The organism is Peribacillus sp. FSL K6-1552 (assembly GCF_038005205.1).
In the GTDB taxonomy this organism is placed as follows: domain Bacteria; phylum Bacillota; class Bacilli; order Bacillales; family DSM-1321; genus Peribacillus; species Peribacillus butanolivorans.
The window spans coordinates 1,207,749-1,232,420 of sequence record NZ_JBBOST010000001.1; the positions used below are offsets into that span (position 1 = coordinate 1,207,749).

A 24,672-nucleotide genomic window follows, 5' to 3' on the forward strand; every position below is an offset into this window, starting at 1 on the left:
GTTTTTAATGCTTTGTTTCCTTCTGTGGTTTTACTTGTTTTTTTTTACCAGCACTTTCATAATTTCCGGGACTCACGCCAGCCCATGAGGCAAGATGTTTAGCCGACTTAAATACGGTCATATTAACGCCCATCTCTGCGATAAAAGTTGCTGCGGCTGCTTTGTTCACACCAGGTATACCATCCAATAATTCTACTTCCTTACGATATGGGGACAGGAGTTGATCGATTTGTTTTTCCAATTCTTCTATGGCTTCTTCTAAATAACCCATATGTCCCCAATGGTAACGCAACATATCACGATGATGACGGCGAATACGACCATTAATTGCACTGGAAATGTCCGTAATACTAGCTTTTGTTCGCCTATCCACCATTTTTCGAAGACCATCGGTCTCTATTTTTTCACCGTTTAGAATCGCTTCAAGGATACGGCGTCCCGATACACCAAAAATGTCTGATAGAACGGATGTTAGCTTGATATTAGCATCTTGAAGAATTTTATGAATGCGATTCTGCTCTGAGGTGCGATGATGAATCAATTTTTTTCGATAACGAGTAAGATCTCGTAAATCACGAATATCCTCCGGTGGAACAAAATTGCTTTCAATAAGTCCGCATCTTAGAAGCTTGGCAAGCCATTCGGCATCTTTCACATCAGTTTTACGCCCTGGAACATTTTTGACATGTCTGGCATTGGCAAGAACAAGGTGAAAAGAATCTTCGAGTATATTCCATATTGGTTTCCAGTAGACTCCAGTACTTTCCATTACAACATCGGATACCTGAAGGGTAGTTAACCAATCACTTAAAGCCAAGAGTCCTGTTGTTGTAGTTGAAAAAGTTTCAATAGAGGTATTTGGCTTTTTATCTAATGGACCAAATAATACACAGGCTACTACTGTTTCTTGGTGTACATCTAGGCCAGCACACCGTTCAATCATTGCTTCCATAGGAGAATCACCTCAATAAAAGATTAACAATACATATGACAGGAGATTTGTTACAAAAATTTTTGTATACGTACTTGTAGTACACTAAATGGTTCTTCAATACTGTCACAACCAGTTTCTTATACAGGGTATCTTCCTTAAGATCCACCAAAAAAGATTCAGCCTGGTTGTATTGTTATCATCCATTATTGTCAAGGGTTTAATGGGTTAGACTTTATCTTGGGTAAAGAGCAGGTTTTCGTGGTAGATGGTGGCGGCGAGAATCGCCGCCATAGAAGTTTCTTATGGAGCTAAAGGGGCAGGTTAGCTGAAGAAGGTATTAACTGTTTCGATATATAATAATGTATTTAAGTATCTAAATGATAAGGAGAGTTTTACATGGAATTTTTACCGATTGAAGTAGAAAAGCATCGTAAATATGTCATTCCTTTTCGCAGAGATTCCTTTATTGTTAGTTTTGGAACAGATAAAGACTTCGGAACCGAGGAGGATTACCTTACCTGGCTCGAAAATCAAATTGCAAAATATCCCGAAGGTCTTGTAATAGTAGTAGAAAACGGCATACCAATTGGTCAACTGGAGCTTACAATACGGCAGTACGAAGGGAAGGAGATTGGTTATGTAAATCTATATTACCTAATTCCTGAAAAACGTGGGGCTAGTTTAGGTAGGAATTCACATGAGTATGCTTTAAAGTTTTTTCAAAACAAGGGAGTAACTGAGTATCATCTTCGTGTTTCACCAAATAATCTTCAAGCAGTATCGTTTTATCATAAAAATGGATTAAATGTGCTGAAATCCGAATTAGATGGAAAAGTAGTAGAATGAAAGGGATTGTAGCATTATTAAGTTAACGTGTTTTTACTTAACCCAAGAGCTGATGAACAGCTCCTTTTCTTATTATTAAACAGTAGTATATTTGTTATGTTGAATAAAAACGATCAATAAAGTGCCGAAAAAGCCTATATTCGTATAGAATATAGGCTTTTCACAATTTATGTTAATCAGTTTTTAATTTTGAATACATATTTAAATCAATAAATGTGTCTTTTGATTTTTCGGACTTCCTTAGTGTGCCTTCAAATTTAAAATTTAACTTTTCTAGAAGCTTTATTGAATTTCTATTTTCAGGTTCGACTTTCGCTTCAATCCTATTAAAATTTAAAGTATTATATGCATAATCCAATAGTTTAAGAATGGCTTCCGAAGCAAATCCGTTACCCCAATATTCTTTACTAATTTCATAACCGATTTCTGCTTTTGAATTTTCAAAGTCTAAGGTATTGTAACCACAAGAACCAATAATTTGATTTGATTCTAAATGAAAAATTGAATAGCGAATAGCTTTGTTTTCTTGATATAACTTATCAAGCATTTCAATCATTTGTATTGCTTGACTTTCATCAGTGAAACTATTGATATTCATAAACTTTGTAACTTCAGGATCAGACCAGATCTTAAATAGGCTAGAGGAGTCTGATACTTTCATTTTTTTTAATATTAATCTTTCTGTTCGTAGTTCTGTAATCAATATTTTTGCCTCCATTTTATTTTAATTTGGGGTTTAGATATTGATATCTGTGCATAGTTCAGTCCCTTCACACTTTAAGATAGTATTATTGTATACAATAATAAAAAAATTACAAGTCGGTTTAAAGTTAGAGATTTGATTTTTTCGTATCGAAGTACGTAGATAATGTGCAATAGAATGTAACTTTTCTTATCGCACTAACGGGTGCTTTAGTTCAATAAGGGAGGTTGCTGAAGCAACCTTTTTGTTATGCAACTAAAAGGGGCAGGTTAGTTGAATAAGGGCTAGGTAATATTGGCTTCAACGAACTATAATGATGCTGTTAGAAAGTGCTTATAAAAGGGGAATATGAAATGCCTGTTATTGAGTATCAACAATTTATTAAAGCACCAGTTGAATTATGTTTTGACCTTGCGAGGAGCGTGGATATTCATACCAAAACGACATCGGAAACAAAGGAAATTGCTGTTGATGGTGTGACAGAAGGGCTATTAGAGGAGGGAGATACTGTAACTTGGGAAGCCATCCACTTTGGTATTAAACAAAGGCTGAAGGCCCAAGTGACATTAATGGAAAAACCAAATAGGTTTGTAGATATTATGGTGTAGGGAGCCTTCCATTCTTTTGTTCATACACATCAGTTTATCGAAGAACCAAGTGGAACTATAATGATAGATAAATTTCAATATAAGTCACCGTTCGGTCCAATTGGGGTTTTAGCTGATAAGTTGTTTTTGGAGAAGTATATGAGAGCATTTATTGTTTCTCGTGCAAAGGCACTGAAAAAGATTGCCGAGAATATGCTCTAACCTTGTTTAACTAAAAAGTGCTTTAGTTGAAGATGGAGATGCGACAGCAGCTCTTTTTTCTTGCTGATCAACTAACGAATAGGTAAAAGGACCACACATGTTAGACATATCAAAAATGTGTGGTCCTTTTAATATCAAAGGTTAAACTTACCTAAACCTAAATATAACATGTGATCGTTTACCAATCTGATATTGAATTTGCTTTCTTTTGGACAATTCCTTCTAGCCCTTGCTGTTTTACTAGCTCAAATTAAGCCGGCCCATTACCATACATCCATTGAACCTTACAAATTAAATTGAAATCTTCCACTATTTCTTCAAGCAACACTTTTCTCTCGTCTAGAGGTAAATGAGTTACCTTTTGACCATTATGATAAATTACCTCAAAAACGCAATATCGTATAGCATGTTCTGATTTCTTAGAAGAAAATCTCTGCATCATTTCTGCTGTCTTATTAATATCTACCTAATTTTAATAATATCGGTATAAGTTTCATCATTGCGTTTCCAAACTACGGACACAACTGTGCCTTTTGATGGCTTAGGTCCTAAATAAAAATCACCTGAAAAAGGATGCAGAACAGTAATTTCTCCATCTTCTGCCTCTCCTTCATCGAAACTATTTATATTTGTATTAATTTTACCATTTTCTTCAACTACAATAGCTTTTACATTTACATTTTCGTTATTTCTTTGATTTAAATGACCTTCCCATCCAGATGGTTCACTGGGATCTATATTTTTCGAGTAACTTACCTTCCACATTCCATTTTCTGAAGTTCTTGAAATTACTATACTTGAGTAATACCAATAAACACAGATTACAATGAGAGCTAACGGTATTACAACTTTCAAATATTTATTTCTTATCATATTACCCACTCGATGCTATCCTTCCAATATTTTTTATTAGTTTTAGTTGCATATATATTTTACCATTAACCGGAAATAACAGAGGGTTTATTATACAAATCATTCTGCTTTTGATGTAATGTAATTTAAGCAAAAACAACAATCTTTACGAACACAGCCATGAATTAAAATAACTTTATTAAGCTAAAGGGTGCGTTAGTTCTTTAGAACAGCTCTTTTTTTATGCAACTAAAGGGGGAAGATAATCCAAAAATAAAAAAATACATATTTACTACAATTCGGTAAAATAGATTAGAGGAGAAGGGTGGGGAATCAGAAAAAAATATTTAGGGGTTATTTCGTTTGCTTTAATTATCTTGGTTATTTGTTTCTTTGCTGGAAATATAACACAAGTAATTGATCCTGTATCAGGGAGGAATATATAGATGTCAAACCATGAAAACGAAGAAATGCTAACAGGAGGGAATGTTTCTAATGTTTATCGTTCGGGAGATACTGTGCGACGAGAATTAAAACCAGATAGTCCCAAAATTCATAAGCTATTAAAGCATTTGGAGAACAAAGGTTTCAGTTATGCACCAAAGTTGTTAGGTATTGATGAAAAAGGAAGAGAGATATTATCATATATTGAAGGAGAAGCTGGTAATTATCCTTTAAAAGAATACATGTGGTCTGAGGATGTCTTAATAGAAATAGCGAAAATGCTCCGTCTTTATCATGATTCTGTCAGTGATTTTTCATTTGATGATAGCTGGCAATCGATAGATAACACCCCCCAACAATTTGAGGTACTATGCCATAATGATTTTGCAATATACAACATTATTTTTAATCATAAAAGACCAAAAGGTATTATTGATTTTGATGTTGCTGGACCTGGTCCAAGACTTTGGGACATAGCTTATACTCTTTATAATTGCGTCCCCTTAAGTAGATTTTATCTTTCTGAAACAGGTGAGAAAGTTTATTATAATTTATTACAGCATGCTAACCGTATAAAACAAAGAGTTAGATTGTTTTTTGAATCTTACGGTGAGGGAATAGAAGAAGGTTATTTGGAAATGGTATTGCTACGATTAGAAGGGTTATGTAAAACAATTACAAGAAAAGCCAGTGAAGGTGACATTGCTTTTCAAAAGATGATAGATGAAGGGCATCTTGAACATTATCAAAACGATATTAAATTCATTCGAGAGCATGGAAAAGAGTGGATTTAAGGGCAGGTTTTTGTTGAACTAACGGGTGCGTTAGCTGAAGATCGGAGCTGTCTTAAGGCAGCTTTTTCTTTATGCAACTAACAGGGCAGGATAGTTCAAGAAGGTATTAGTAAATCTTTTGACGAAAATATAAAGAGCTTAGTAAGAAGTGCTTAAATACTATCTGATATTTAATAAAAAACAGGAAAAAACTAACTGCTAATAACTTTAGGGGGGAAAATATTGAAACAAACATTACTGATAATCGATGCTCAACAGGAATTAATAGAAGGTAATAAAGAAGAACAAGGAGTCTTTGAGAAAGAAAAAATCGTTAATAACATTAATACTGTAATTGAAAAAGCGATAAATGAAAGTATCTCAGTTGTTTTTATAAGAGATTTAGATGTTTCAAATGGAGAAGGACCTGGATTCCAGATACACAGGGATATTAGAGTACCATCAACTGCTATCATATTTGATAAAGCTGCCACAAATTCGTTTTATGGCACTCCATTACACGAACATTTAAGTAAAAACAATGTAGACCATATTGTAATAATGGGATGTAAGACGGAACATTGTATTGATACAGCTGTTAGAACAGCAACAATCAATCATTTTGATGTAACATTAGTTGGTGATGGACATTCTACTTCTGATTCCAAAAACTTATCTGCAAAACAAATAATCCTTCATCACAATGAAACCCTTCACGGTCACTATAATGTAGACAATTTTTCACTTGTTAGAAATACTAATGAAGAATTGTTTAAACCTGTTCACAATAATTACCGATAATAATCATCTGCAACTAAAGGGTGCTTTACTTCATTATCAGGAGCTGATCAGCAGCTCCTTTTCCTATGCAACTATAGGGGCAGGTTAGTCGAATTATATGTTATGGTGGAAAAAATTGATTTTTTCAGGGGGGTTAAAATGGTTACATGCTATTTGAAATATGTTATTGACCCATATAAATTAAATGAGTTCGAGGAATACGGTAAGATGTGGATTCGATTAGTAAATAAATTAGGCGGTACACATCAGGGTTATTTCCTTCCACATGAGGGTGCTAATAATATTGCTTATGCATTATTCACTTTCCCAAGTTTAGCAGCATATGAAGAGTACCGAGTAAAAATGGCATTGGATGCAGAATGTCAAGAAGCATATAAATTTGCAGAAGAGACTAAATGTATTTTAAGTTATGAGAGAAGCTTTATGCGTCCTATATTCGAATGAACAACATTAAAGTTGAAAAATAATCTATACATACCTTGTTAAGCTAACAGGTGCTTTACTTCAATAAGGGAGGTTGCTGCGGCAACCTTTTTCTTACGGAACTAACGGGGCAGGATAGTTTAAGAAGGAAAATGGAATTATTGTGTAGAATTGATATGGGCAATAAGTCAGGGGGAGAATTTTTTGTTAATACATAAAATTGATGAAGAAGTATCTTTGAGGTTATTCAATGTGGGTGACGCTGAAGAATTTTTCAATTTGATCATTAGTTCAAAACCTTATCTCAAAGAATGGCTTGGATGGCTTGATTACGTAGAAAAAGTAGAGGATACTGTTGAGACCATAAAATCTCGACTACAGAGCTTAGTAGAAACTGGAGGGTATCCAAAGTCAGTTGCTATCATTTATAGAGGTGAAATAGCAGGAACTATCGGATTTAATGAAATAAACAAGGCAAGTAAGATTGGGAGCATCGGCTACTGGCTTGGAGAAAGTTTTCAGGGGAAGGGCATAATGACAAAAGCGTTTAAGGCTTTTATTGATTACGGATTTAGAGAACTTGGGCTAAATCGAATTGAGGTTAGCATAGCTGTTGAGAACAAAAGAAGTCGAGCACTTGCTGAACGGCAGGGTTTTATAGAAGAAGGAAGATTAAGACAAGCAGAGTGGCTATATGATCATTATGTAGACCATATTATTTACGCAAAACTGGCTGAGGAATGGGAATGAAAAATAATAGTTCCTTATTGAAGTAACGGGGCAGGTTAGTGGAAGAACATTATCCAACAAAAGCCATAATGAGTAAATTTATGCTTAATATAGGTAATGCTATAAAAAAAACAAATTGTAAACGAGTAATCTTCCTTGTATTTTCTTTTCTGGATCTTAGTATAGCAATAGCTATTATAATTAATGAAAATAAGTAATAACTACTCACAATTATTTCCCCTTTTTAAATTATTGAGACCTTATAACCTGTAGACCATAGTAAACTTAATACAGTTCCTCTTGATGTCTTTCCATTATAATACGATAAGCTATTACCATATATATTCATTATTGTAATCACATAAAAACGAACTTAGAGAAGAAGCTCCAAGTTCATTTTTTTATTACTTTCCACCTAAACCTACACCCGATAGGGAATATAACTAACGGATAATTTTATAGGTTAAATACTTCGACTATTAATACTATCACTCCCAAAAATAAAGCCACAGTTAAAAAGAACCATATTATTAGGTTTACTGGATTATGAAGTCCCATAACCTCTTGCCACTTAGCTTTATGAGACCTGTCATTTAACTGATATCTTTTAAGCTGAATGTATAAATAAATATTTATTACAATTGAAATTATTATAATAATAACAAAAAATGAAGTGAAAGATATATCTATATTAATTTAACTCCCTTCTACTCTTTAAATTTAAATAGAAATTATAACAATATCATTTTATTTTAACATAAATAACCAAATCTTTTGCGTTTTTTCAATCAACTTTAATCTTCAACATAGCCTAATAAAATAAAAATATTGTTAAAATGAAATAATACTCTGTTTGTGATGTTTCTCACTTAAACTAACAGGTGCTTTACTTCATTAAGAGAGTTGCTTTGGCAGCTCTTTTTCTTATGGAACTAACGGGGCAGTTTAGTTTAAGAGGTATTACTTGTAAATTGTAGAAATTATATAAGAAATAAATATGAAGGTGGTTTCTATGGGACAGTTTCAGCCAAAGCATTTCATAACAAAGAACGGTGAATCATTTTTATTGAGAACAGCTTTACCCGAAGACGCGGAGAAGGTGCTAAGATTTAATAATGCTATTATTAGTGAAGCACCTTATTTACTGACTACCGAGACTGAATTCAAAGTATCTTATGATCAAGAAAAACAATTTTTAAAACATATAGTTGATGACAATGGGAAGTTAGCAATTATAGCTGAATATCAAGAAGAAATAATAGGTTTTTTAGATTTTCATAATGGTCATAAAAAGCGAATTCTACATCAAGGTGCCTTTGGTATGAGTGTTGCCAACGAATATAGAAATCAAGGAGTTGGTAAAGCATTACTAACTGAATTGTTGGATTGGGCAATAGACAACCCTTTAATTGAAAAAGTTTGCCTTGAAGTATTTGCTGATAATACGAATGCAATTTGTTTATACGAAAATTTTGGGTTTGTTGAGGAAGGTCGTAAATTGAAAGCTATAAAGATTGATAATGAAACATACTATGACTTAATCTTAATGGCTTATTTTACGAATTAATCACAGATGTTATATAGCTAACAGGTGCTTTACTTCAATAAGGGGGTTGCTGCTGCAACCTTTTTCTTACGGAACTAAAGGGGCAGGTTTAATTAATAAGAAAGATATTGTACTATGTCTATTAAATTTATATAAAATTTTTAGTATATTTCAAATGGAAAGGGGGATATTTATGAAAACTATTGGTCTTATTGGTGGAATGAGTTGGGAGTCATCGTTAGAATATTATCGTATTATTAACGAAGAAGTTAAAACCAAATTGGGAGGATTGCATTCAGCCAAGTGCATTTTATATAGCGTAGATTTTGAAGAGATCGAACGCTATCAAGCTGAAGGCGATTGGGAAAGTTCTGGTAAACTATTAGGGGATGTTGCTCAGTCTTTGGAAAAGGCTGGTGCAGAAATTATTGTAATTTGTACAAATACGATGCATAAAGTGATTAGATATATTGAAGAAAAAGTTAGCATACCTATTTTACACATTGCTGATTCAACAGCAAATCAAATTCAAAAGTCTGAAATAAGTACGGTTGGTTTACTTGGTACTAAATATACGATGGAGCAAGACTTTTATAAAAAACGAATAGAGTTTAATGGTATTAAGGTTTTGATACCAAATGATGAGGATAGAAAAGTTATAAATAAAGTAATTTATGAAGAGTTATGTTTAGGGAAAATTCAACAATCATCAAGGGATTATTACAAAAAGGTTATCAAGAGTTTAGTTGATGATGGAGCTGAAGGAATAATATTAGGTTGCACAGAAATTGGATTATTAGTAAAACCTGAGGATTCAGAAGTGCCATTATTTGATACAACAGAAATACATGCTATTGAATCTGTTAATATGGCATTAGAAAAATAATTTGATTAGACACTGTACTTCAATTCTAGGTAAATCTCTTTTTCCTTATTCATCTAACAGGTGCTTTACTTCAATACCAGGAGCTGATAAGCAGCTCCTTTTCTTATGGAACTAACGGGGCAGGATAGTTCATTAAGGGATGGTGTAATGAAGAAAATTAACGAGGTGCAAAAATGCTTTTAAACGACTTTATGAATGAGAATTTCCCAAACTTAGAACTTAGACCACCCTTGTTTTATAGTTGGAAAATCGGTATCCGTTTTGAGTTAGGTGTGGACTATGATAGTGATTATGCTTATGAAAATAGCCCATATCTACAACGAGTATATAAAAGGGCTATCACTTTATTTAAGTCCTTACATTCTCATAACGATGATATTTATATCGTAGTTGACGTAAACGATTATGCAGATGGTTTTAAACATAAATCAAAAACTTTTTCGCGTTATATTAAAGAGAAATCGGTCCTATATGGGTTAAACCAAAAAACAATTCCTTATATTTTTCCTGACGATGATGAAGAAGGAACATATAAAACACATAGATTTATTTTAAAATGTAAAACTTCTGACTTCAAATACATTCCAATGTTAAAAGCAATCTGCAATCAGGATATGGGTATAAGACCAAGTATTTATAATAGCGTCTATTTTATAAACATCAACAGGAAAACTATATTTCACGTTTATGATGACAGGGGTTGTGATTTATTGGCAACCACGTCTGAAACAATAAGAGATGTTTATGACAAATACAACGATTGGATATTAGATTACGACAGAAATGAAATAGACGAGTTATTCAAATAAAGGATGTCTCCTTGTTCAACTAACAGGTGCGTTAGCTGAAGATAAGAGCTGTCTTTAAGGCAGCTTTTCTTTATGCAACTATCGGGGCAGATTAATTGAAGAAACCGACCAATAAAGGTCGGCTTTTTTCATACTATTTTAGCAGCAACCTCCGTAACCGCCCCCGTAACCGCCCCCGTAACCGCCTCCGTAACCATAGCCACCGCCGCCGTATCCACCAACAAAGCTAGCTCCAACAATGATTAAGAGTATAAACAAAACGACTATAAAGGCGAAACCTCCACCAAATCCAAAACCGTCGTCACACCTTGATTCACACCTTGATTCACAACCTGACATACAGACATCTCCTTATTTGTTTTTAAGGAGGAAATTAATTAAATGGGTTATATCACCTTATGCTCTAATCAGGAAAATGACACAAGTTTATTGGATAAAATGTTGGGGGTACCTCTTATTGAATGTAAGCTGCACGGCATATAAACTGTGAGTCACTTTTTCTTGAAAGACAAAACTTAGGTTTTTTTTTATCGAAGTGGTTTTATTGCAAATGTGCTTAGCTATTGCTTGTGCTATGGTGGTAACGTCAATAAAGGTAATTGGTATCCTAACTTTTTACGGAGTAATGATATACCTATTAGTTAGACGGGAAAACAAGAAGAATACCCTTTTATAGGGTCTTTTTTAGTTCTTTTCTTTATGGGCTATAGGACAAGATAGAAGTACCATTTATAGGACGTAAATAAAATACCCTTTTCCGTACCTCCTAATACTCGCACCTTCATATGGCCCACCCTAGGACCTGTACAACTGCACTACGCGTAACGGCATACGGCATACAGCAAGACTACTTATCATAGGAGGTATGGACAAGGTTAAGATATGATATGGCCACATACTCCAATCAGTGCACCTATCTCCACAAAGTTATTGACCATCACATACCATTGCACTCAATCCACGTACAATGTAGGAGACGACTTTAAGAATAATAATAAAAAATGAAAAAATTCAATGAAATCAAGGGTTTAAATGTACCATAATATCTAAAATCATACTTTCGATAATATCCTCAAAAACGCCCTTGTTCCACTAACATGGCAGGAGAGAAGTTGATCCGGCATTATCAAAACTGTTTCAGCGTGGTTTTATTGCCGTTGCGGAGTTTATTTCTGGATCTAGTTAAATACCCAAGAATTCACACGAAGCCTAACATATTATTTATTATTGTGTTTATAAAATAGAGGAGGAATTATGTTGTACACAGAATTACAATACCAATGGAATCAACCTCAACAAATAGAAAATGATGAAAGAATTATATTTGGAGGATTTGGCCCCGGCATGGGAATGGGCATGGGATTTGGCCCCGGCATGGGAATGGGAATGGGAATGGGATTCGGCCCTGGAATGGGATTCGGCCCTGGCATGGGATTCGGCCCTGGAATGGGATTCGGCCCTGGAATGGGATTCGGCCCTGGAATGGGATTCGGCCCTGGAATGGGATTCGGCCCTGGAATGGGACTCGGCCCTGGAATGGGACTCGGCCCTGGAATGGGATTCGGCCCTGGAATGGGATTCGGCCCCGGCATGGGATTCGGCCCTGGCATGGGATTTTGAGGATTTGGTTTCCCGGCATGGGTATTGAGAAAGTCAGTTAACATTAAATTAACGAATTATATCTAGATGATGCTGTCCAAAAGAAAACTTTTGGGTAGCGTTTATGTTTTAATTTTTTTATCTAGCTTATTAAGCTAACGAGTGGCGTTGGTTCAAGAAGAAGACCAACTCAAAGAGAAATATGGTTTAGCGTTTCTTTTTATGATTGTAATTCGAGTGGAAAATAACGAAAAAACCGCAATGTATTTACAGCAAAACATTATAGATTTTGCTAGTTTAATTCAAGCAGAAATCCATTTAGATTTATATATATTTAGTTAAAAAGTGAGCATTTATGATTTTCAGCAAGAGCGTATTAATGGTTAGGAAGTTTCTTTAGGGCAATGGCAATTTAAAGGTGAGGGATATTATCAATGATATTGAGAAACTTCTATAACTGTAAATTGAATATATAATATTTTACGCTTGGATTTTATTCCAGGCGTTTTATTGTTCATTAAATAGCTGTGTAGTGAAAGAAGGATTTAAGCGGATTGTGCTATAGCCAGTTTAAATAGTATAAGCAAATAGAATAATGGATAGAGGTAATACAAATGAACAATTATTTGTATTACAAAAGATGGGGTGTCGTTATGGAGGAAAATAAAAAACTAAAATCCGAGCTAGGCAGTAGGGCAGTAGATGTTATTGAAAATGTAGCAGGAACATTTCCTGGATATCGGCGCGCGCATGCAAAGGGGAATGGCTATGAGGGGGTTTTTACCCCTAACGGAAAAGCGGCTCCAATAACGGTGGCAGCGCACCTTCAGAATGAAGCAGTGCCGGTAACTATTCGTTTTTCAAACAGCTCCCCAATCCCTAGTCATCCTGATGCTCTTTCACCTGTAAAGGGAATGGCTGTCAAGTTTCAATTGCCGGACGGAGAGGTGACAGATCTTATCACTGTGACCATTCCGTTATTTTTTGCGAAAACACCGGAAGCGTTTGTTGATATTGTCGACTTTTTCAAATCTGCAAAAGATGGTTTTCCAAACCTAAAAGAGCTTGCAACAATATTTATAAAATACCCAGAATGCAAAGCGAGTCTTCAAATGCTAAAAGAAATGCGTTCATCTGCCAGTTTTTCAACGTGTCAGTACTATTCAATTCATGCATTCTATTTCATTAACGCGGATGGAATACGTCAGGCCATCAAGTATCAGTGGGAACCAGATGCCGGTCTGAGTATGCTGGCAAAAGAGGAGGTAGCCATGCTTTCGTCAGATTATTTGAATGAAGATATGGAAGAGAGGCTCCAACAAGGTCCAATAGGCTTTAAATTGAACATCCAATTAGGAGGAGAAAATGATCCAACTGATGATCCAACCGTGGTTTGGTCGGAAGATAAACAGGTAATCACGGTCGGGCATTTATCCATTACAAAAAAATTGGATTCTCTTGCAGATAATTTACTGTTTGATCCAACTAATATCACCGCTGGAATTGAGTGCTCGGAAGATCCGATCTTACATTTTCGCCATAGAGTATATGCCGTTTCATATGATCGTCGCACACATAACCAATGAATGAATTCATGAAAAAGAGAAAATCCTTACTAATGGGATTTTCTCTTTTTTCGTGAGTCTACATTTTCCCTGATCTAAAAATGGTATAAAGCATTAGTAAGAACATCAGGGTTGCAACGACAAATCCGATTTCAATAACTGGTATTTTCCAAAGAAGAAGAGTTTCCCCTCCTATTGCTGAGCCGATAATGAGGCCGACCATGATTATGCTAAAGGCGAGCAAGATAATACTGAAAGACAACCGGTTCGAGATTTGATCAAGTTTATGTAAAAACACCTGAAGCTCGGGGATATTGATATCTAATCGCAATTTTCCTTTTTTAATAATACCGGTTACTTCTCTAATATCCTTCGGAAGTTCGGCCATAGCTTCTGCAGTCTCGACAAATTGATTCCAAGTGTTCTTGGCGATGTTCTTTGGATTATAGCGTTCTTTTAACAACCTCTCTCCAAAAGGTTCAGCAGCCTTCATAATACTGAAATGAGGATCTAATTCCTCGATAATGGCTTCCATGGTAAGCAGAGCCTTACCTAGCATCGTGAATTCGGGAGGGATTTGGACATGGTGCTGATTAGCAACTGTAAACAGGTCATTGACCGCTCCGCCTAAGCTAATCTGACTCAATGGGATGTCATAATATTTAATTCGCAATTCATCAATATCATATCTTAACGCAATCATATCGGTTTCGTCTGTAAGAAGGCCCATATCGGAGAGTGTCTTAATCAGTCCATTGGTACTTCCCCGTTTTAGATTGATGACAAGTGATGCAAACTGAAATTTCATCTCATCCTCCAAACGCCCTACCATACCGAAATCCATGAGTGCGACGATATTCCCCGGCAATATGACGATATTGCCGGGATGCGGATCGCCGTGATAAAAACCATCAATTAAAATTTGTTGAAGCATGGAATTCGCTAATCTTTCCGCTATTTTTCGACGATCATAGCCTTCATCATCAAGCTGCTTATAATGATTGATCTTAATGCCTTGAATAAAGTCCATGGTTAAGACTCTTTTTGTTGAAAATTCCCAATGAATCCTTGGTATCTTAATCCCTTGATTATTCATGAATTGTTTGGCTATTTTTTCCCCGTTTCGCCCCTCGGAGTTATAATCGAGTTCTGCCCGCAGTGATTTAGCGAATTCATCAATCATTTTTCTGATTTGGTATCGTCTGCCCCAAGAAATGCGTGCTTCCATCAGTCTTGCTAAATCATCGAGAATTTCCAAATCCGTTTCCACTGTCGGCAGAATATCAGGCCGCTGAACTTTGATTGCTACCACTTCCTGTGATGGAAGCCGTGCAACATGAACCTGCCCAATCGAAGCGGTTGCAAGAGGGAGTTCATGAAATTCGAGAAAAAGGTTCTCTAAAGAATCACCCAATTCATCTTCAACAATCTTTCTTACCTTATCAAATGGAAAAGGTGTGACTTGGTCCTGCAATTTTTCAAGTTCACGGACAATTTCTTCCGGAACGAAATCACGCCTTGTACTTGCAATCTGACCAAGCTTTATGAATGTTGGACCCAAGCTTTGTAAAATCGTATGCAACCGCTCCCCAATTGAACGAAGGTTCAGGTTTTCATCGGGTTGAAGTTTCGAAGCGGATTTGCTTTCAGATAATCCCAAACGGTATATGAAATAACCAAAGCCATTTTTCAAAAAGGCATTAATGATCTCCTGGTAACGTTGTGCGTGTTTCAGTCGCTTGCCAAACATTCAAGTTCCTCCAGATCACGGTTGTATGTTTTGGTTTTTTTGCTCTAAAATTACTATCCGACGTTCTAATTCCCGAACTTCTTCTTTGGTTGCCAGATTCAAACCATTAAGTGCTTGATTGACCTTAGCTTTGACGGACTCATCCAGTTGTTTTTGGGCTTGTTCACCTTTTTCAACCCATTGTTTAAGAAGATCTTTAGAGTCTTCTTTACTGATATCCCCTTTTTTCACAAGAGAGTCAACTGCTTTTTCAATTTGTTCTTTTGTAGCAGCGGCAGCACCTAAGCCTAAGGAAAACACATTTTTTAATAAGTCCATTTTTACATTCCTCCAATATAAGATTTTTTACACTGTAAGAAAGATAATAGTGGGTGCTCTTCACCCTAGTTAAACCATGATGTTTCTATTATCATACATCATTAAGGACTACTACTAAAATATAATGGGTTTTATTGATTGTTGATTTTTGATAATAAAGTAAAAGATATGACATATATTTTAGCGATGTGTTTGAAGAGAAGCTATTTGGATATTATGATAGGAAAAAAGTTTGTAGCGAAAGAGAGGGAAAAATAATGAGTTTTACCAAAAAAACAGTGATTATAACAGGTGCTTCTAATGGAATAGGGAGAGGCGTCGCGAAAGAATACGCAGAAAATGGTGCTTCGGTCGTTCTGGCAGATTTGGACGAGCAGGAGGGTGTACGGTTTGTAGAGGAACTCAAAAAGAAAGGGTATGAAGCGTTATTCGTAAAAACGGATGTTCGGAAAGAGGCTGACATCCTTCAATTGATGGACGTTACTCGAAAAACATACGAGACAGTTGATATATTAATTAATAATGCAGGGAAAGCTTTATTCAAATCTCTATATGATCTGACGATTGAGGAATGGGACGATATGATGAATACGAATTTGCGAAGTGTTTTTCTTTGTTCCCGGGCGGCAGCAACATACATGCGAGATAATGAAATGGGAGGGGCAATCATCAATTTGGCATCAACAAGAGCAATTATGTCAGAGCCGGATTCGGAATCCTATGCCGCAACAAAAGGTGGAATCGTTGCTCTGACTCATGCACTCGCTGCTTCGTTCAGCAAAGAGAATATTACGGTTAATTCAATTTCACCGGGGTGGATTGAAACGGGGGATTATGAAGCGCTAAGTGATAAGGATCATAAGCAGCATTTTTCCAATCGTGTTGGCAAACCAGAAGATATAGGAAGGGCCTGTCTCTATTTGACAGCATCAGAAAATGATTTCGTTACCGGGGTTAACCTTATTGTCGATGGCGGGATGACAAGAAAAATGATATACGAAGAATAACCCTATTTTCTTCGAGATATTGCAGTTCAGTTCCGAGCTCCCGGTTGAGAAGCTGTTCCATTTCTTCAAGCTATTTAGTGCCAACGAGGTAATCTGCGGCTGTCCATTGAATGGTATAAAAAAATAGTAATCTCTTATTTTTCGGAAAATAACAGGAGAGTTCGGAAATTAATCGAAAATCGCTTTGATATTATAGCGTCTCATGTAGGCCCACTTAACAAGTTACATCTAGCTATCCATCCTTTTCAAGGACTGACCTATGACTGTCAGAGTGGCAGCCATAGGTCCAGTTCTTATTTATCGTTGAATAGATTGAATAAACCTTTCGCTATACTGCCTTCGTCAGAAGAGCCGCCATTTTGCGGCATAGCAGCAAATACACGGCTGGCAAGACGGCTGAACGGCAATGATTGTACCCAGACGGTCCCTGGTCCTTTTAGAGTTGCGAAAAATAAACCTTCGCCTCCAAATAAAGCCGTTTTTACGCCTTTTACGAACTCGATATTATAATCCACGCCGCTAGTCATAGCCACTAAACAGCCTGTATCAACACGTAAAACCTCACCTGCAGCCAATTCTTTTTTATGGATCGTGCCACCAGCATGAACGAAGGTCATTCCGTCGCCTTCAAGTTTTTGCATGATGAAGCCTTCACCGCCAAAAAAGCCTGTTCCTATTTTTCTTTGAAACTCAATTCCGACAGATACACCTTTGGCTGCTGCTAAGAAAGCATCCTTTTGACAAATGATTTTCCCGCCGAGCTCACTCAAATCCATGGGAATGATTTTACCTGGATACGGTGAAGCAAAGGAAACACGTTTTTTATCATACCCTTCGTTTGTAAAAGCGGTCATGAAAAGACTTTCTCCGGTAAGAAGTCTTTTACCAGCACCAAAAAGCTTCCCCATCATTCCGCTATCACTGCTTGATGACCCATCACCAAAGATAGTTTCCATCTTGATTTGATCTTCCATCATCATCAAACTTCCTGCTTCGGCGATTACTGTTTCTTGAGGATCTAATTCCACTTCTACAAACTGCATATCATCACCATGTAATTTGAAATCTATTTCATGATTGTTCATTTACCATTCCTCCAATCTTAACTATTTTTATTGTAAAAGATATTCTATAAATCTGCCAATATTTTTCAATCTATAGCTGGGACTTTTCTATATCTTTTATTTTCAGGGATATATCGAGTAAAATGAAAATATTAAAACAGCATGACACTGAAGATGAAATAGATCTTTTTGTGTAGGAGGAGACAACGATGGAGACATATATATTATCATTGGACCAAGGAACAACAAGCTCTCGTGCCATTTTATTTAATAAAAAAGGTGAAGTTTTGCATATTGCCCAAAAGGAATTCACCCAATATTTCCCGAATCCTGGATGGGTAGAGCATAATGCCAATGAAATTTGGGGTTCTATTTTATCAGTCATCGCTTCCTGTCTATCGGAAATGAATGTAAAGCCGGAACAGATTGCGGGAATCGGTATAACGAATCAACGGGAAACGACGGTGGTTTGGGATAAGGAAACAGGACAGCCTGTTTATCATGCAATCGTTTGGCAATCCCGACAGACCAACGAAATCTGCGAGCAATTGAAGAAGGATGGTCACAGTGATTTATTTTTACAGAAAACGGGTTTGTTGATTGATGCTTATTTTTCCGGGACAAAGGTGAAATGGATTCTCGATCATGTAGACGGTGCTCGGGAAAAGGCAGAAGCCGGGGACTTATTGTTTGGTACGATTGATACGTGGCTGATATGGAAGCTTTCAGGTGGCAAAGCCCATGTAACCGATTATTCGAATGCTTCGAGAACGATGATGTATAACATTCATGATTTGAAGTGGGACGAAGAGATTCTTGAAATTTTACAGGTGCCTCATTCAATGCTGCCGGAAGTTCGGCCATCTTCAGAGGTCTATGCGAAAACTGTCACACATCATTTCTTTGGACATGAAATTCCGATTGCTGGCGCAGCAGGAGATCAGCAGGCCGCATTGTTCGGCCAAGAATGCTTTGAAAAAGGAATGGCTAAGAATACATATGGCACCGGGTGCTTTATGCTGATGAATACAGGAGAACAGGCAGTGAAATCTGAACATGGTCTGTTGACTACGATTGCATGGGGCCTTAACGGGAAAGTCGAGTATGCATTAGAAGGCAGTATTTTTGTCGCAGGTTCAGCAATACAGTGGCTTAGGGACGGATTAAAGATCTTGCAAGAATCGAAAGATAGTGAAATGTATGCAAAGCGGGTTACCTCAGCGGATGGGGTCTATGTAGTCCCTGCGTTTGTTGGACTTGGTACTCCTTATTGGGATAGTGATGTCCGAGGAGCGGTTTTCGGGTTAACAAGGGGGACTTCGAAGGAGCATTTCGTCCGGGCAACATTGGAAGCATTAGCCTACCAGACAAAAGATGTCCTTAGCGCCATGGAGGTCGATTCAGGGATTAACTTAAAGGCATTGAGGGTTGATGGCGGTGTTGTCAAAAACGACTTCTTGATGGGATTTCAAAGCGGACTCTTAAATGTACCTGTCGAAAGACCGGTCATTAGTGAGACAACAGCTTTAGGGGCAGCGTACTTAGCTGGACTCGCGGTCGGTTATTGGGGCAGTCAAGAGGAGATTTCTAAGCAATGGGCAGTCGATAAAACATTTGAGCCTGACATGGAAGAAGCGGTACGAAAGGATTTATATAATGGCTGGAAAAAGGCAGTTCAGGCCGCAAGGGTTTTTAAATAGAATAAATAAGGGTATTAATAGATAGAGATAAGATATAGAACGTCAAACTTATAAAAAGGGGTGGTTTTGTGATAGTTCAAGATTTCATGATCAGAGAAGTATATGTGGCCCGTCCGGATTTTACATTAAAGGAAATTTTGCGAATTTTTATAGAAAATAAAGTTGGCGGGGTCCCGGTTGTTGATAAACAGGATAAGCTTTTAGGGATGGTAACGGATGGGGATATCTTACGTTATTTGGCACCTGCAGAAGATGCGATAATGGGATATTTTACGTATATTACGATTCTTCCAGGTGAAAAACTGGATGAAAAGGTCACATCTAAGATGAATGACAAAGTCTCGCAGATCATTAAAAATAAGAAAATCACAAAGCTATCCCCAAAAGATCCGTTAGATGAATTAATAAAGGTCCTTTCTAAGCATCATTTCAAGAAAATACCCGTTGTAGACGAAAATAATAAGGTTGTCGGCATTATCAGCAGAGGAGATGCGCTGCGGGCTCTTTATAAAGAATTCGTTCAAAATTTAGAATAATAGATTGATGTATAAAGTAGAGGCCTGCTCTAAATGGAGCAGGCCTCTTTGTGTACTGTATCTCTAATTAATAAATAAGGAAAATATCACGGAGTATTCTCAATTTCCTTGTCTTTATCAGATTCACCTTTTAATCTTTTTTCCTTTAACTTAAAATAGGCGTCCATTACGTCCCGGCCGATTCGTTTGTTAATATCGTCAGAAGGTTTGCCTTGATATACCCAGGGCACGACGACAGAGAATGCCACTTCTGGATTATTGTGAGGTGCATACCCTGCAAGTGTTAGATTGATAGTATCGACTGGTTCACTATATTGATTTCTTCGCGGTCCATCATAAAAGGCTTCAGCAGTACCCGTTTTGGCAGCCGCACGGTAGGATTTCCCTCCGAAATATTTATATGCTGTTCCACCTGGTTCCTGTGCAACCTGTCTAAACCCTTCCTGGACTCGTTGAATCCAAATGTCATTACCACCTAAATCGTTTAACACTTTGGGGCTCATTGATTTAAAAACGCTACCCAATTCTTTGTGTTCGTAAGAAGGGTTCCTGATTTCTTTGACCATATGAGGCTCCAGCCTTTTTCCACCGTTTGCAATCGTCGATGCGTACTGTGCCAATTGCATAGGAGTATATGTATCATACTGCCCAATCGACAAATCCAGCAGCAATCCGTCCTGTGAAGTATTGACTCCTTTAAAACCGACAGATTCATTAGGTAAATCGATACCGGTACGTACACCTAAACCAAATTGTGCAAAATGATTCCGCATGATCGCATAGGCTTCTCGATTAATTCCTAGCGGCTGATTTGGAACATAATGCCCGCCGCCAATTTTGATTGCTGTCATGAACATAAAGACATTCGACGATTTTTTTAACGCGGTGACATCCGTTACATACCCTAAAGGGCTATAAGATTTTTTCTTAATGTTCCCTCCTAAATAAAGTGTTTGGTCATAAACCGCTGACCCTGGTGAGATGGCTCCCGTTTGAAAACCTGTGTAGACCGTAGCCCCTTTAACAGATGATCCCATCGTATAGGAGGTCGTAATGTTTCCAAGGGCAAAATCGTTCATTTCAATTAAACCGGTTTCACTATTACGTCCGTATTGTTTACCGGCCATCGTAAGTACTTCGCCTGTGTTCGGGTCCATTAAAACAACGAAGGCACGGTCTAATAGGTAGGTATTTCCTCTAGCTTTCGTTCGGCGTAATTCTCTTTCAATGATATCTTCAACCGTTTGCTGCAGCTCCATATCAATTGTCAGTACTAAGTCTTTTCCGCTTTGCCCTTCAGTGATAGTATCCGTTTTGATGACTTCCCCTTTGCTCAGGACATTTTCAACCCGCGTCTTTTGGCCGCGCAGGACATCTTCATATTGTTTTTCGATATAACTTTTTCCAACACGGTCATTCCTGGTATAGTCACGGGCTAGATAATAGTCAATATTTTCACTTGGAAGACCTTCTTCAGAAGAAGAAACTTTGCCTAGTACCGAACGTAAAGTTTCGTCATACTTGTAGGTTCTTTCCCAATCGGTTGTCACATCCACGCCGGGTAATTCATCCAAATGTTCACTTACCCGGGCAAATTCATTTGTGGAAACCCCTTTATTCTTAACAATGGATGGGGTAAGTGCGTATCCGCTATTAAACTCTCGGAAAATCGCTAACACTTCCAATTCGTCTTTGGTAAAATCATTAATATTCTTCTCGGTAATCCGGGATAATTGAAGTTTATATAAATCTTTTTCTTCTAATTTCTTTTCCTCTACTTTCTTCATTTCCGCTTTTGTAATCAATGCTTTTGCTTTTTCTGGATTTTTTATTAGCCAAAAATCCTTCCGATCACGCTCTGTAATTTTTTTTGTATCTTGTTTTATCAGGGTAGCAAGAATCTCAGCTGTCTCCACCATATCAGCTGTTTTTGTATTCGGGTATTTCGTGTATGTAATGGCATTAAGAGGTTCATTATCAACAACCGGATTTAAGTTGCGGTCATACATCTTACCACGGGGAACGGGGGTATTAGCCACATCATTTTCCGTGCGATCAACTTCGCGGAGATAATCATCTCCATACACAATTTGGACGATCCCAAGTCTTATTATTAGGCTTGAAAATAAAATGAATATTAAAAAGAACATAAAGTTCAGGCGGAAAGGAATTGGGGTTTTTTTCTTTTTTTCTTTAGCCATTTTCATCATTCCTTTCTAGTAAAAGTAAAATAAAAGAAAATTCCTATCTCTAATGATATATAAAATTAACTAATTTTTCTATGCTTTATCCGTAAAATTATCTATATTACCAAAATATTGTTAAAGATATTAAGAATTGCTTGTATTCTAACAATGAGAAACGTTTAAATATATTAAATGATCTATTAATAATGGGTATAAAGGGAAGTAGAAAGGCTGTCAGGCGAACAGCCTAAAAAATCTGCAGGATGCAGATTTAAACCATTTATGCGGTAAGAGAAAGATTGGAAAAAGACGTATGCTCTATAGAAAAAGTATGGTTTTTCATGTAATACGGAAGTTCAAATGGGAGGCGGAGAAAAAAAGATAAAGAAGAGGAGAAAATATATACTGTCTCTGGAACCGGTTTGTTTATCTGGGTATTTAAACCTGGTAGATTGCTGCTGTAAATAAACTATGAACAAACCAGGATGTTGACCGCCCTTTCAGCGCTTACCACCATCGTGATGTTCTTTCTTTGGAATCAAGCGAATTCATAGAATATGGAACTCGTGATAGAGAATCATTTTATTTGTTGCTGATTCACACCGCCTTAAGTATGTTGATTTTTGTGACTTTTAAATATGGCGATACCTAATTTACTTCATTTATCCTTACAGGAGTTTGGTCTACTACACAGATTATCTCTTTGAAATATCCGCAAAGATCGAGCCACTTTTCAGGGTAGATATAGATAAACCGTTCCATCGTTTCAATAGAATGTAGCACGAGGCAATCAATCGTATCTGCCTTTTTATTTTGTAAATTAGAGAGAAGTACATGTGGGATGGTGTAATAAGGATAGAGCTGATAAGGATTTAGTATGACCGGGGAAATATTTTTTTCTTCTATATATTTGTCAGTCACAATCTTTTGGATTGCAAAACTTTCATTCGTATGTAAATCACCGATCATGTAGTTTGGATTCATTAGTACAATGCCTCTCATTTCGCTTCACCCATTCTTTTTGCTAACCATTCTTGCCAAATGGAGGATGGGGTATTCAAAGTAAGAGACGTGAAACTAGATAATTGACTTCAATTTATTGATGTTTTTGAGTTGCTGGATATTTTCGAGCACCTTGTTGGTCAAGTCTACCTTTTTTATAATTGGGAAGGTTTGTAAATCTTCGATGAAGCTTTCCATTGTAAACCAATCGATTGAAGGTAAAGGAAAGAAGGTGTGGTCGTTCCAGGCATCAAGTAGAGTGGGACTGTAAACTTTACATTCTATTGCAGAAGGTGTTTCAGAGGTGAAAATGGACTTCCAATAATCCTCCCGAGAACCGGTATGGTGAACTGCTTTTGCAAATTGCCCCACACCTTGAAAAACAGTTGGATTCTGAAAGAGAAGTTGATATAAGATTTTTCCAGTTTCAATACGCTGCTTCGGATCAGCAAAGCGCTCAACGGTTAGTCCAGTTAAGGAATAGAGCCTGCCTTGCTTTTTTGCATAAGGAAAGATAACCGTCGTAAACCCTAAAAGTTCCTGCAGCTGAAAATCGAGCCTTCTTAGGATTTCACCATGTCGGGTACGGTTAATTACCCTTTCCTGAAGCATTCTTTGTTCATTGATGATAAGAGCGGATGTTAATAGAGGTGAATGAGGTTCATTTAAAAACGATTCCCATATCGGTGCCATGAATCTTGAAATATGAAAGATTTGTAGAAACTTTCTTAATGGAAACTTTCTTCGTTTGGAATGTTCATATAAAAGGAGCTGTGGAAAGGAATCTGTAAAGACTGCTGAATTTGCGCGTTCGAGGAATAAGAAAAATTTTTGCCGATCCTCTTTGCTGAAGAGATGGGTCATGGATGAACTCTTTAAATCAGTCATATGGTATCCACCGTTTCTGGAAACCATATGAGCTAAAAAAGACCAATGAACCTCGGGATTCCGCCTGTAATAGGAAAGATAGGCTTGAGTCCTTGTTACATTATTCCGGTTCATGGTAGCTGTCTCTGTACGTACGCTCTTTACTAGAGCCGTTTCCTCAGGCAAAAATGCTTTTGATTCATCTAAAGGGTGAAAAAGCTCTTTTTGTAATTGGGATTTTAGAGTGCCAAACCTTTCTGCATCAATAATCGGTTTAGTTTTGACAGGTGGTTTGCCTAACAACTTCTGCACATATTGCGAGAACATACAATCACCACGAATGTTTTTTACTTATTATATGCAGCGCACCAAGAAAGGGCTTTGCCTTTGCATCGCCCTCAAATTGGTGACTGATGAAGAAATTTTATCGTCATCGATTACTTTTCTTCTTCTTTTCCCGGTTCAATAAAATATAATAAACTATCCAGAAAAGTAACACGGGAATGAATGATAGCGGTCTATA

Annotated in this window: 23 protein-coding genes and 3 pseudogenes; 15 read left to right on the forward strand and 11 right to left on the reverse strand. The window is 36.9% G+C overall.

Annotation, left to right across the window (positions count from 1 at the left end):
* Positions 1–4: 4 nt before the first annotated feature.
* Positions 5–952 (reverse strand): IS110 family transposase, encoded by a 948-nt coding sequence (locus NST21_RS05825; protein WP_340888221.1) that lies wholly within the window; start codon positions 950–952, stop codon positions 5–7.
* 378 nt (positions 953–1,330) lie between these two features.
* Between NST21_RS05825 and NST21_RS05830 the strand changes: the two genes are divergently transcribed.
* Positions 1,331–1,780: a GNAT family N-acetyltransferase gene (locus NST21_RS05830; RefSeq protein WP_340888223.1), complete on the forward strand. Its 450-nt coding sequence runs from the start codon at positions 1,331–1,333 to the stop codon at positions 1,778–1,780.
* Positions 1,781–1,952: 172 nt separating this feature from the next.
* On the opposite strand, the gene NST21_RS05835 is transcribed toward NST21_RS05830, so the two are convergent.
* Positions 1,953–2,483, reverse strand: coding sequence for a GNAT family N-acetyltransferase (locus NST21_RS05835; RefSeq protein ID WP_340888226.1), 531 nt, complete (start codon positions 2,481–2,483; stop codon positions 1,953–1,955).
* A 353-nt stretch (positions 2,484–2,836) separates the two neighbouring features.
* On the opposite strand from NST21_RS05835, the pseudogene NST21_RS05840 reads away from it, so the two are divergent.
* A pseudogene (locus NST21_RS05840) lies at positions 2,837–3,292 on the forward strand (SRPBCC family protein).
* 250 nt (positions 3,293–3,542) lie between these two features.
* Here the strand turns inward: NST21_RS05840 and NST21_RS28710 are convergent.
* Positions 3,543–3,734, reverse strand: a complete 192-nt coding sequence (locus NST21_RS28710; protein ID WP_445670480.1) for an ATP-dependent DNA ligase — start codon at positions 3,732–3,734, stop codon at positions 3,543–3,545.
* 20 nt (positions 3,735–3,754) lie between these two features.
* Positions 3,755–4,174: a hypothetical protein gene (locus NST21_RS05845; protein ID WP_340888228.1), complete on the reverse strand. Its 420-nt coding sequence runs from the start codon at positions 4,172–4,174 to the stop codon at positions 3,755–3,757.
* 416 nt (positions 4,175–4,590) lie between these two features.
* Here NST21_RS05845 and NST21_RS05850 point away from each other — a divergent pair, with 416 nt between their 5' ends.
* From NST21_RS05850 to NST21_RS05880, 7 genes are all read left to right on the forward strand, one after another.
* Positions 4,591–5,382, forward strand: a complete 792-nt coding sequence (locus NST21_RS05850) for a phosphotransferase (RefSeq protein ID WP_340888230.1) — start codon at positions 4,591–4,593, stop codon at positions 5,380–5,382.
* A gap of 222 nt (positions 5,383–5,604) precedes the next feature.
* Positions 5,605–6,162, forward strand: coding sequence for a cysteine hydrolase family protein (locus NST21_RS05855; protein ID WP_201182092.1), 558 nt, complete (start codon positions 5,605–5,607; stop codon positions 6,160–6,162).
* Between the two features lie 138 nt (positions 6,163–6,300).
* Positions 6,301–6,606: an NIPSNAP family protein gene (locus NST21_RS05860; RefSeq protein WP_057277240.1), complete on the forward strand. Its 306-nt coding sequence runs from the start codon at positions 6,301–6,303 to the stop codon at positions 6,604–6,606.
* A gap of 183 nt (positions 6,607–6,789) precedes the next feature.
* Positions 6,790–7,335 (forward strand): GNAT family N-acetyltransferase, encoded by a 546-nt coding sequence (locus NST21_RS05865; protein ID WP_340888231.1) that lies wholly within the window; start codon positions 6,790–6,792, stop codon positions 7,333–7,335.
* 991 nt (positions 7,336–8,326) lie between these two features.
* On the forward strand, positions 8,327–8,881 hold the full coding sequence (locus tag NST21_RS05870; protein ID WP_340888232.1) for a GNAT family N-acetyltransferase: 555 nt from the start codon (positions 8,327–8,329) through the stop codon (positions 8,879–8,881).
* A gap of 172 nt (positions 8,882–9,053) precedes the next feature.
* Entirely contained in the window at positions 9,054–9,746 is a 693-nt protein-coding gene (locus NST21_RS05875; RefSeq protein WP_340888233.1) for an aspartate/glutamate racemase family protein, read from the forward strand.
* Between the two features lie 191 nt (positions 9,747–9,937).
* Positions 9,938–10,555 carry a DUF3885 domain-containing protein gene (locus tag NST21_RS05880; protein WP_340892463.1) on the forward strand — a complete coding sequence of 206 codons (618 nt, stop codon included), beginning with the start codon at positions 9,938–9,940 and terminating at the stop codon, positions 10,553–10,555.
* A gap of 210 nt (positions 10,556–10,765) precedes the next feature.
* On the opposite strand, the pseudogene NST21_RS28715 reads toward NST21_RS05880, so the two are convergent.
* Positions 10,766–10,846 (reverse strand): annotated as a pseudogene (locus NST21_RS28715) (YjcZ family sporulation protein); the annotation flags it as partial.
* A gap of 966 nt (positions 10,847–11,812) precedes the next feature.
* Between NST21_RS28715 and NST21_RS05890 the strand changes: the two are divergent.
* The 3 genes and pseudogenes from NST21_RS05890 (at position 11,813) to NST21_RS05900 (ending at position 13,740) form a co-directional block, all read left to right on the forward strand.
* Positions 11,813–12,175: a hypothetical protein gene (locus tag NST21_RS05890; RefSeq protein WP_340888237.1), complete on the forward strand. Its 363-nt coding sequence runs from the start codon at positions 11,813–11,815 to the stop codon at positions 12,173–12,175.
* Positions 12,176–12,343: 168 nt separating this feature from the next.
* A pseudogene (locus NST21_RS05895) lies at positions 12,344–12,496 on the forward strand (DUF4279 domain-containing protein); the annotation flags it as partial.
* 311 nt (positions 12,497–12,807) lie between these two features.
* A complete protein-coding gene (locus NST21_RS05900; protein WP_340888240.1) occupies positions 12,808–13,740 on the forward strand; it encodes a catalase family peroxidase in 933 nt (310 codons plus the stop codon).
* Positions 13,741–13,798: 58 nt separating this feature from the next.
* On the opposite strand, the gene NST21_RS05905 is transcribed toward NST21_RS05900, so the two are convergent.
* Both NST21_RS05905 and NST21_RS05910 read right to left on the reverse strand, forming a co-directional pair.
* A complete protein-coding gene (locus NST21_RS05905) occupies positions 13,799–15,469 on the reverse strand; it encodes an ABC1 kinase family protein (protein ID WP_053344855.1) in 1,671 nt (556 codons plus the stop codon).
* A gap of 15 nt (positions 15,470–15,484) precedes the next feature.
* Positions 15,485–15,787 (reverse strand): phasin family protein, encoded by a 303-nt coding sequence (locus tag NST21_RS05910; protein WP_053344856.1) that lies wholly within the window; start codon positions 15,785–15,787, stop codon positions 15,485–15,487.
* Positions 15,788–16,044: 257 nt separating this feature from the next.
* Here NST21_RS05910 and NST21_RS05915 point away from each other — a divergent pair, with 257 nt between their 5' ends.
* Entirely contained in the window at positions 16,045–16,794 is a 750-nt protein-coding gene (locus NST21_RS05915) for a glucose 1-dehydrogenase (RefSeq protein ID WP_053344857.1), read from the forward strand.
* Positions 16,795–17,087: 293 nt separating this feature from the next.
* Here NST21_RS05915 and NST21_RS05920 read toward each other — a convergent pair whose 3' ends face one another.
* Complete coding sequence (locus NST21_RS05920; protein WP_053344859.1) at positions 17,088–17,879, reverse strand: TIGR00266 family protein; 792 nt, start codon at positions 17,877–17,879, stop codon at positions 17,088–17,090.
* Between the two features lie 188 nt (positions 17,880–18,067).
* Here NST21_RS05920 and glpK point away from each other — a divergent pair, with 188 nt between their 5' ends.
* Both glpK and NST21_RS05930 read left to right on the forward strand, forming a co-directional pair.
* Entirely contained in the window at positions 18,068–19,558 is a 1,491-nt protein-coding gene (gene glpK, locus NST21_RS05925) for a glycerol kinase GlpK (RefSeq protein WP_340888245.1), read from the forward strand.
* 68 nt (positions 19,559–19,626) lie between these two features.
* The gene (locus NST21_RS05930) at positions 19,627–20,094 is read left to right on the forward strand and encodes a CBS domain-containing protein (protein WP_340888247.1); all 468 of its coding nucleotides are present in this window, start codon (positions 19,627–19,629) and stop codon (positions 20,092–20,094) included.
* Positions 20,095–20,180: 86 nt separating this feature from the next.
* On the opposite strand, the gene NST21_RS05935 is transcribed toward NST21_RS05930, so the two are convergent.
* The 3 genes from NST21_RS05935 to NST21_RS05945 form a co-directional block, all read right to left on the reverse strand.
* Positions 20,181–22,295, reverse strand: a complete 2,115-nt coding sequence (locus NST21_RS05935) for a peptidoglycan D,D-transpeptidase FtsI family protein (protein ID WP_340888249.1) — start codon at positions 22,293–22,295, stop codon at positions 20,181–20,183.
* 633 nt (positions 22,296–22,928) lie between these two features.
* Positions 22,929–23,282: a hypothetical protein gene (locus NST21_RS05940; RefSeq protein WP_340888250.1), complete on the reverse strand. Its 354-nt coding sequence runs from the start codon at positions 23,280–23,282 to the stop codon at positions 22,929–22,931.
* 75 nt (positions 23,283–23,357) lie between these two features.
* Positions 23,358–24,476: a DUF2515 family protein gene (locus NST21_RS05945; RefSeq protein WP_340888251.1), complete on the reverse strand. Its 1,119-nt coding sequence runs from the start codon at positions 24,474–24,476 to the stop codon at positions 23,358–23,360.
* Positions 24,477–24,672 lie beyond the last annotated feature (196 nt).

Excerpts from the sequence above, each read along its gene's own strand:
- NST21_RS05870 (WP_340888232.1), top strand. The coding sequence starts at position 8,327 with ATGGGACAGTTTCAGCCAAAGCATTTCATAACAAAGAACGGTGAATCA.
- NST21_RS05910 (WP_053344856.1), bottom strand. The coding sequence starts at position 15,787 with ATGGACTTATTAAAAAATGTGTTTTCCTTAGGCTTAGGTGCTGCCGCT.
- NST21_RS05900 (WP_340888240.1), top strand. The coding sequence starts at position 12,808 with ATGGAGGAAAATAAAAAACTAAAATCCGAGCTAGGCAGTAGGGCAGTA.
- NST21_RS05825 (WP_340888221.1), bottom strand. The coding sequence starts at position 952 with ATGGAAGCAATGATTGAACGGTGTGCTGGCCTAGATGTACACCAAGAA.
- NST21_RS05920 (WP_053344859.1), bottom strand. The coding sequence starts at position 17,879 with ATGAACAATCATGAAATAGATTTCAAATTACATGGTGATGATATGCAG.
- NST21_RS05875 (WP_340888233.1), top strand. The coding sequence starts at position 9,054 with ATGAAAACTATTGGTCTTATTGGTGGAATGAGTTGGGAGTCATCGTTA.
- NST21_RS05915 (WP_053344857.1), top strand. The coding sequence starts at position 16,045 with ATGAGTTTTACCAAAAAAACAGTGATTATAACAGGTGCTTCTAATGGA.
- NST21_RS05830 (WP_340888223.1), top strand. The coding sequence starts at position 1,331 with ATGGAATTTTTACCGATTGAAGTAGAAAAGCATCGTAAATATGTCATT.
- NST21_RS05860 (WP_057277240.1), top strand. The coding sequence starts at position 6,301 with ATGGTTACATGCTATTTGAAATATGTTATTGACCCATATAAATTAAAT.
- NST21_RS05940 (WP_340888250.1), bottom strand. The coding sequence starts at position 23,282 with ATGAGAGGCATTGTACTAATGAATCCAAACTACATGATCGGTGATTTA.
- NST21_RS05880 (WP_340892463.1), top strand. The coding sequence starts at position 9,938 with ATGAATGAGAATTTCCCAAACTTAGAACTTAGACCACCCTTGTTTTAT.
- NST21_RS28710 (WP_445670480.1), bottom strand. The coding sequence starts at position 3,734 with ATGATGCAGAGATTTTCTTCTAAGAAATCAGAACATGCTATACGATAT.
- NST21_RS05935 (WP_340888249.1), bottom strand. The coding sequence starts at position 22,295 with ATGGCTAAAGAAAAAAAGAAAAAAACCCCAATTCCTTTCCGCCTGAAC.
- NST21_RS05945 (WP_340888251.1), bottom strand. The coding sequence starts at position 24,476 with ATGTTCTCGCAATATGTGCAGAAGTTGTTAGGCAAACCACCTGTCAAA.
- NST21_RS05905 (WP_053344855.1), bottom strand. The coding sequence starts at position 15,469 with ATGTTTGGCAAGCGACTGAAACACGCACAACGTTACCAGGAGATCATT.
- glpK (WP_340888245.1), top strand. The coding sequence starts at position 18,068 with ATGGAGACATATATATTATCATTGGACCAAGGAACAACAAGCTCTCGT.
- NST21_RS05850 (WP_340888230.1), top strand. The coding sequence starts at position 4,591 with ATGTCAAACCATGAAAACGAAGAAATGCTAACAGGAGGGAATGTTTCT.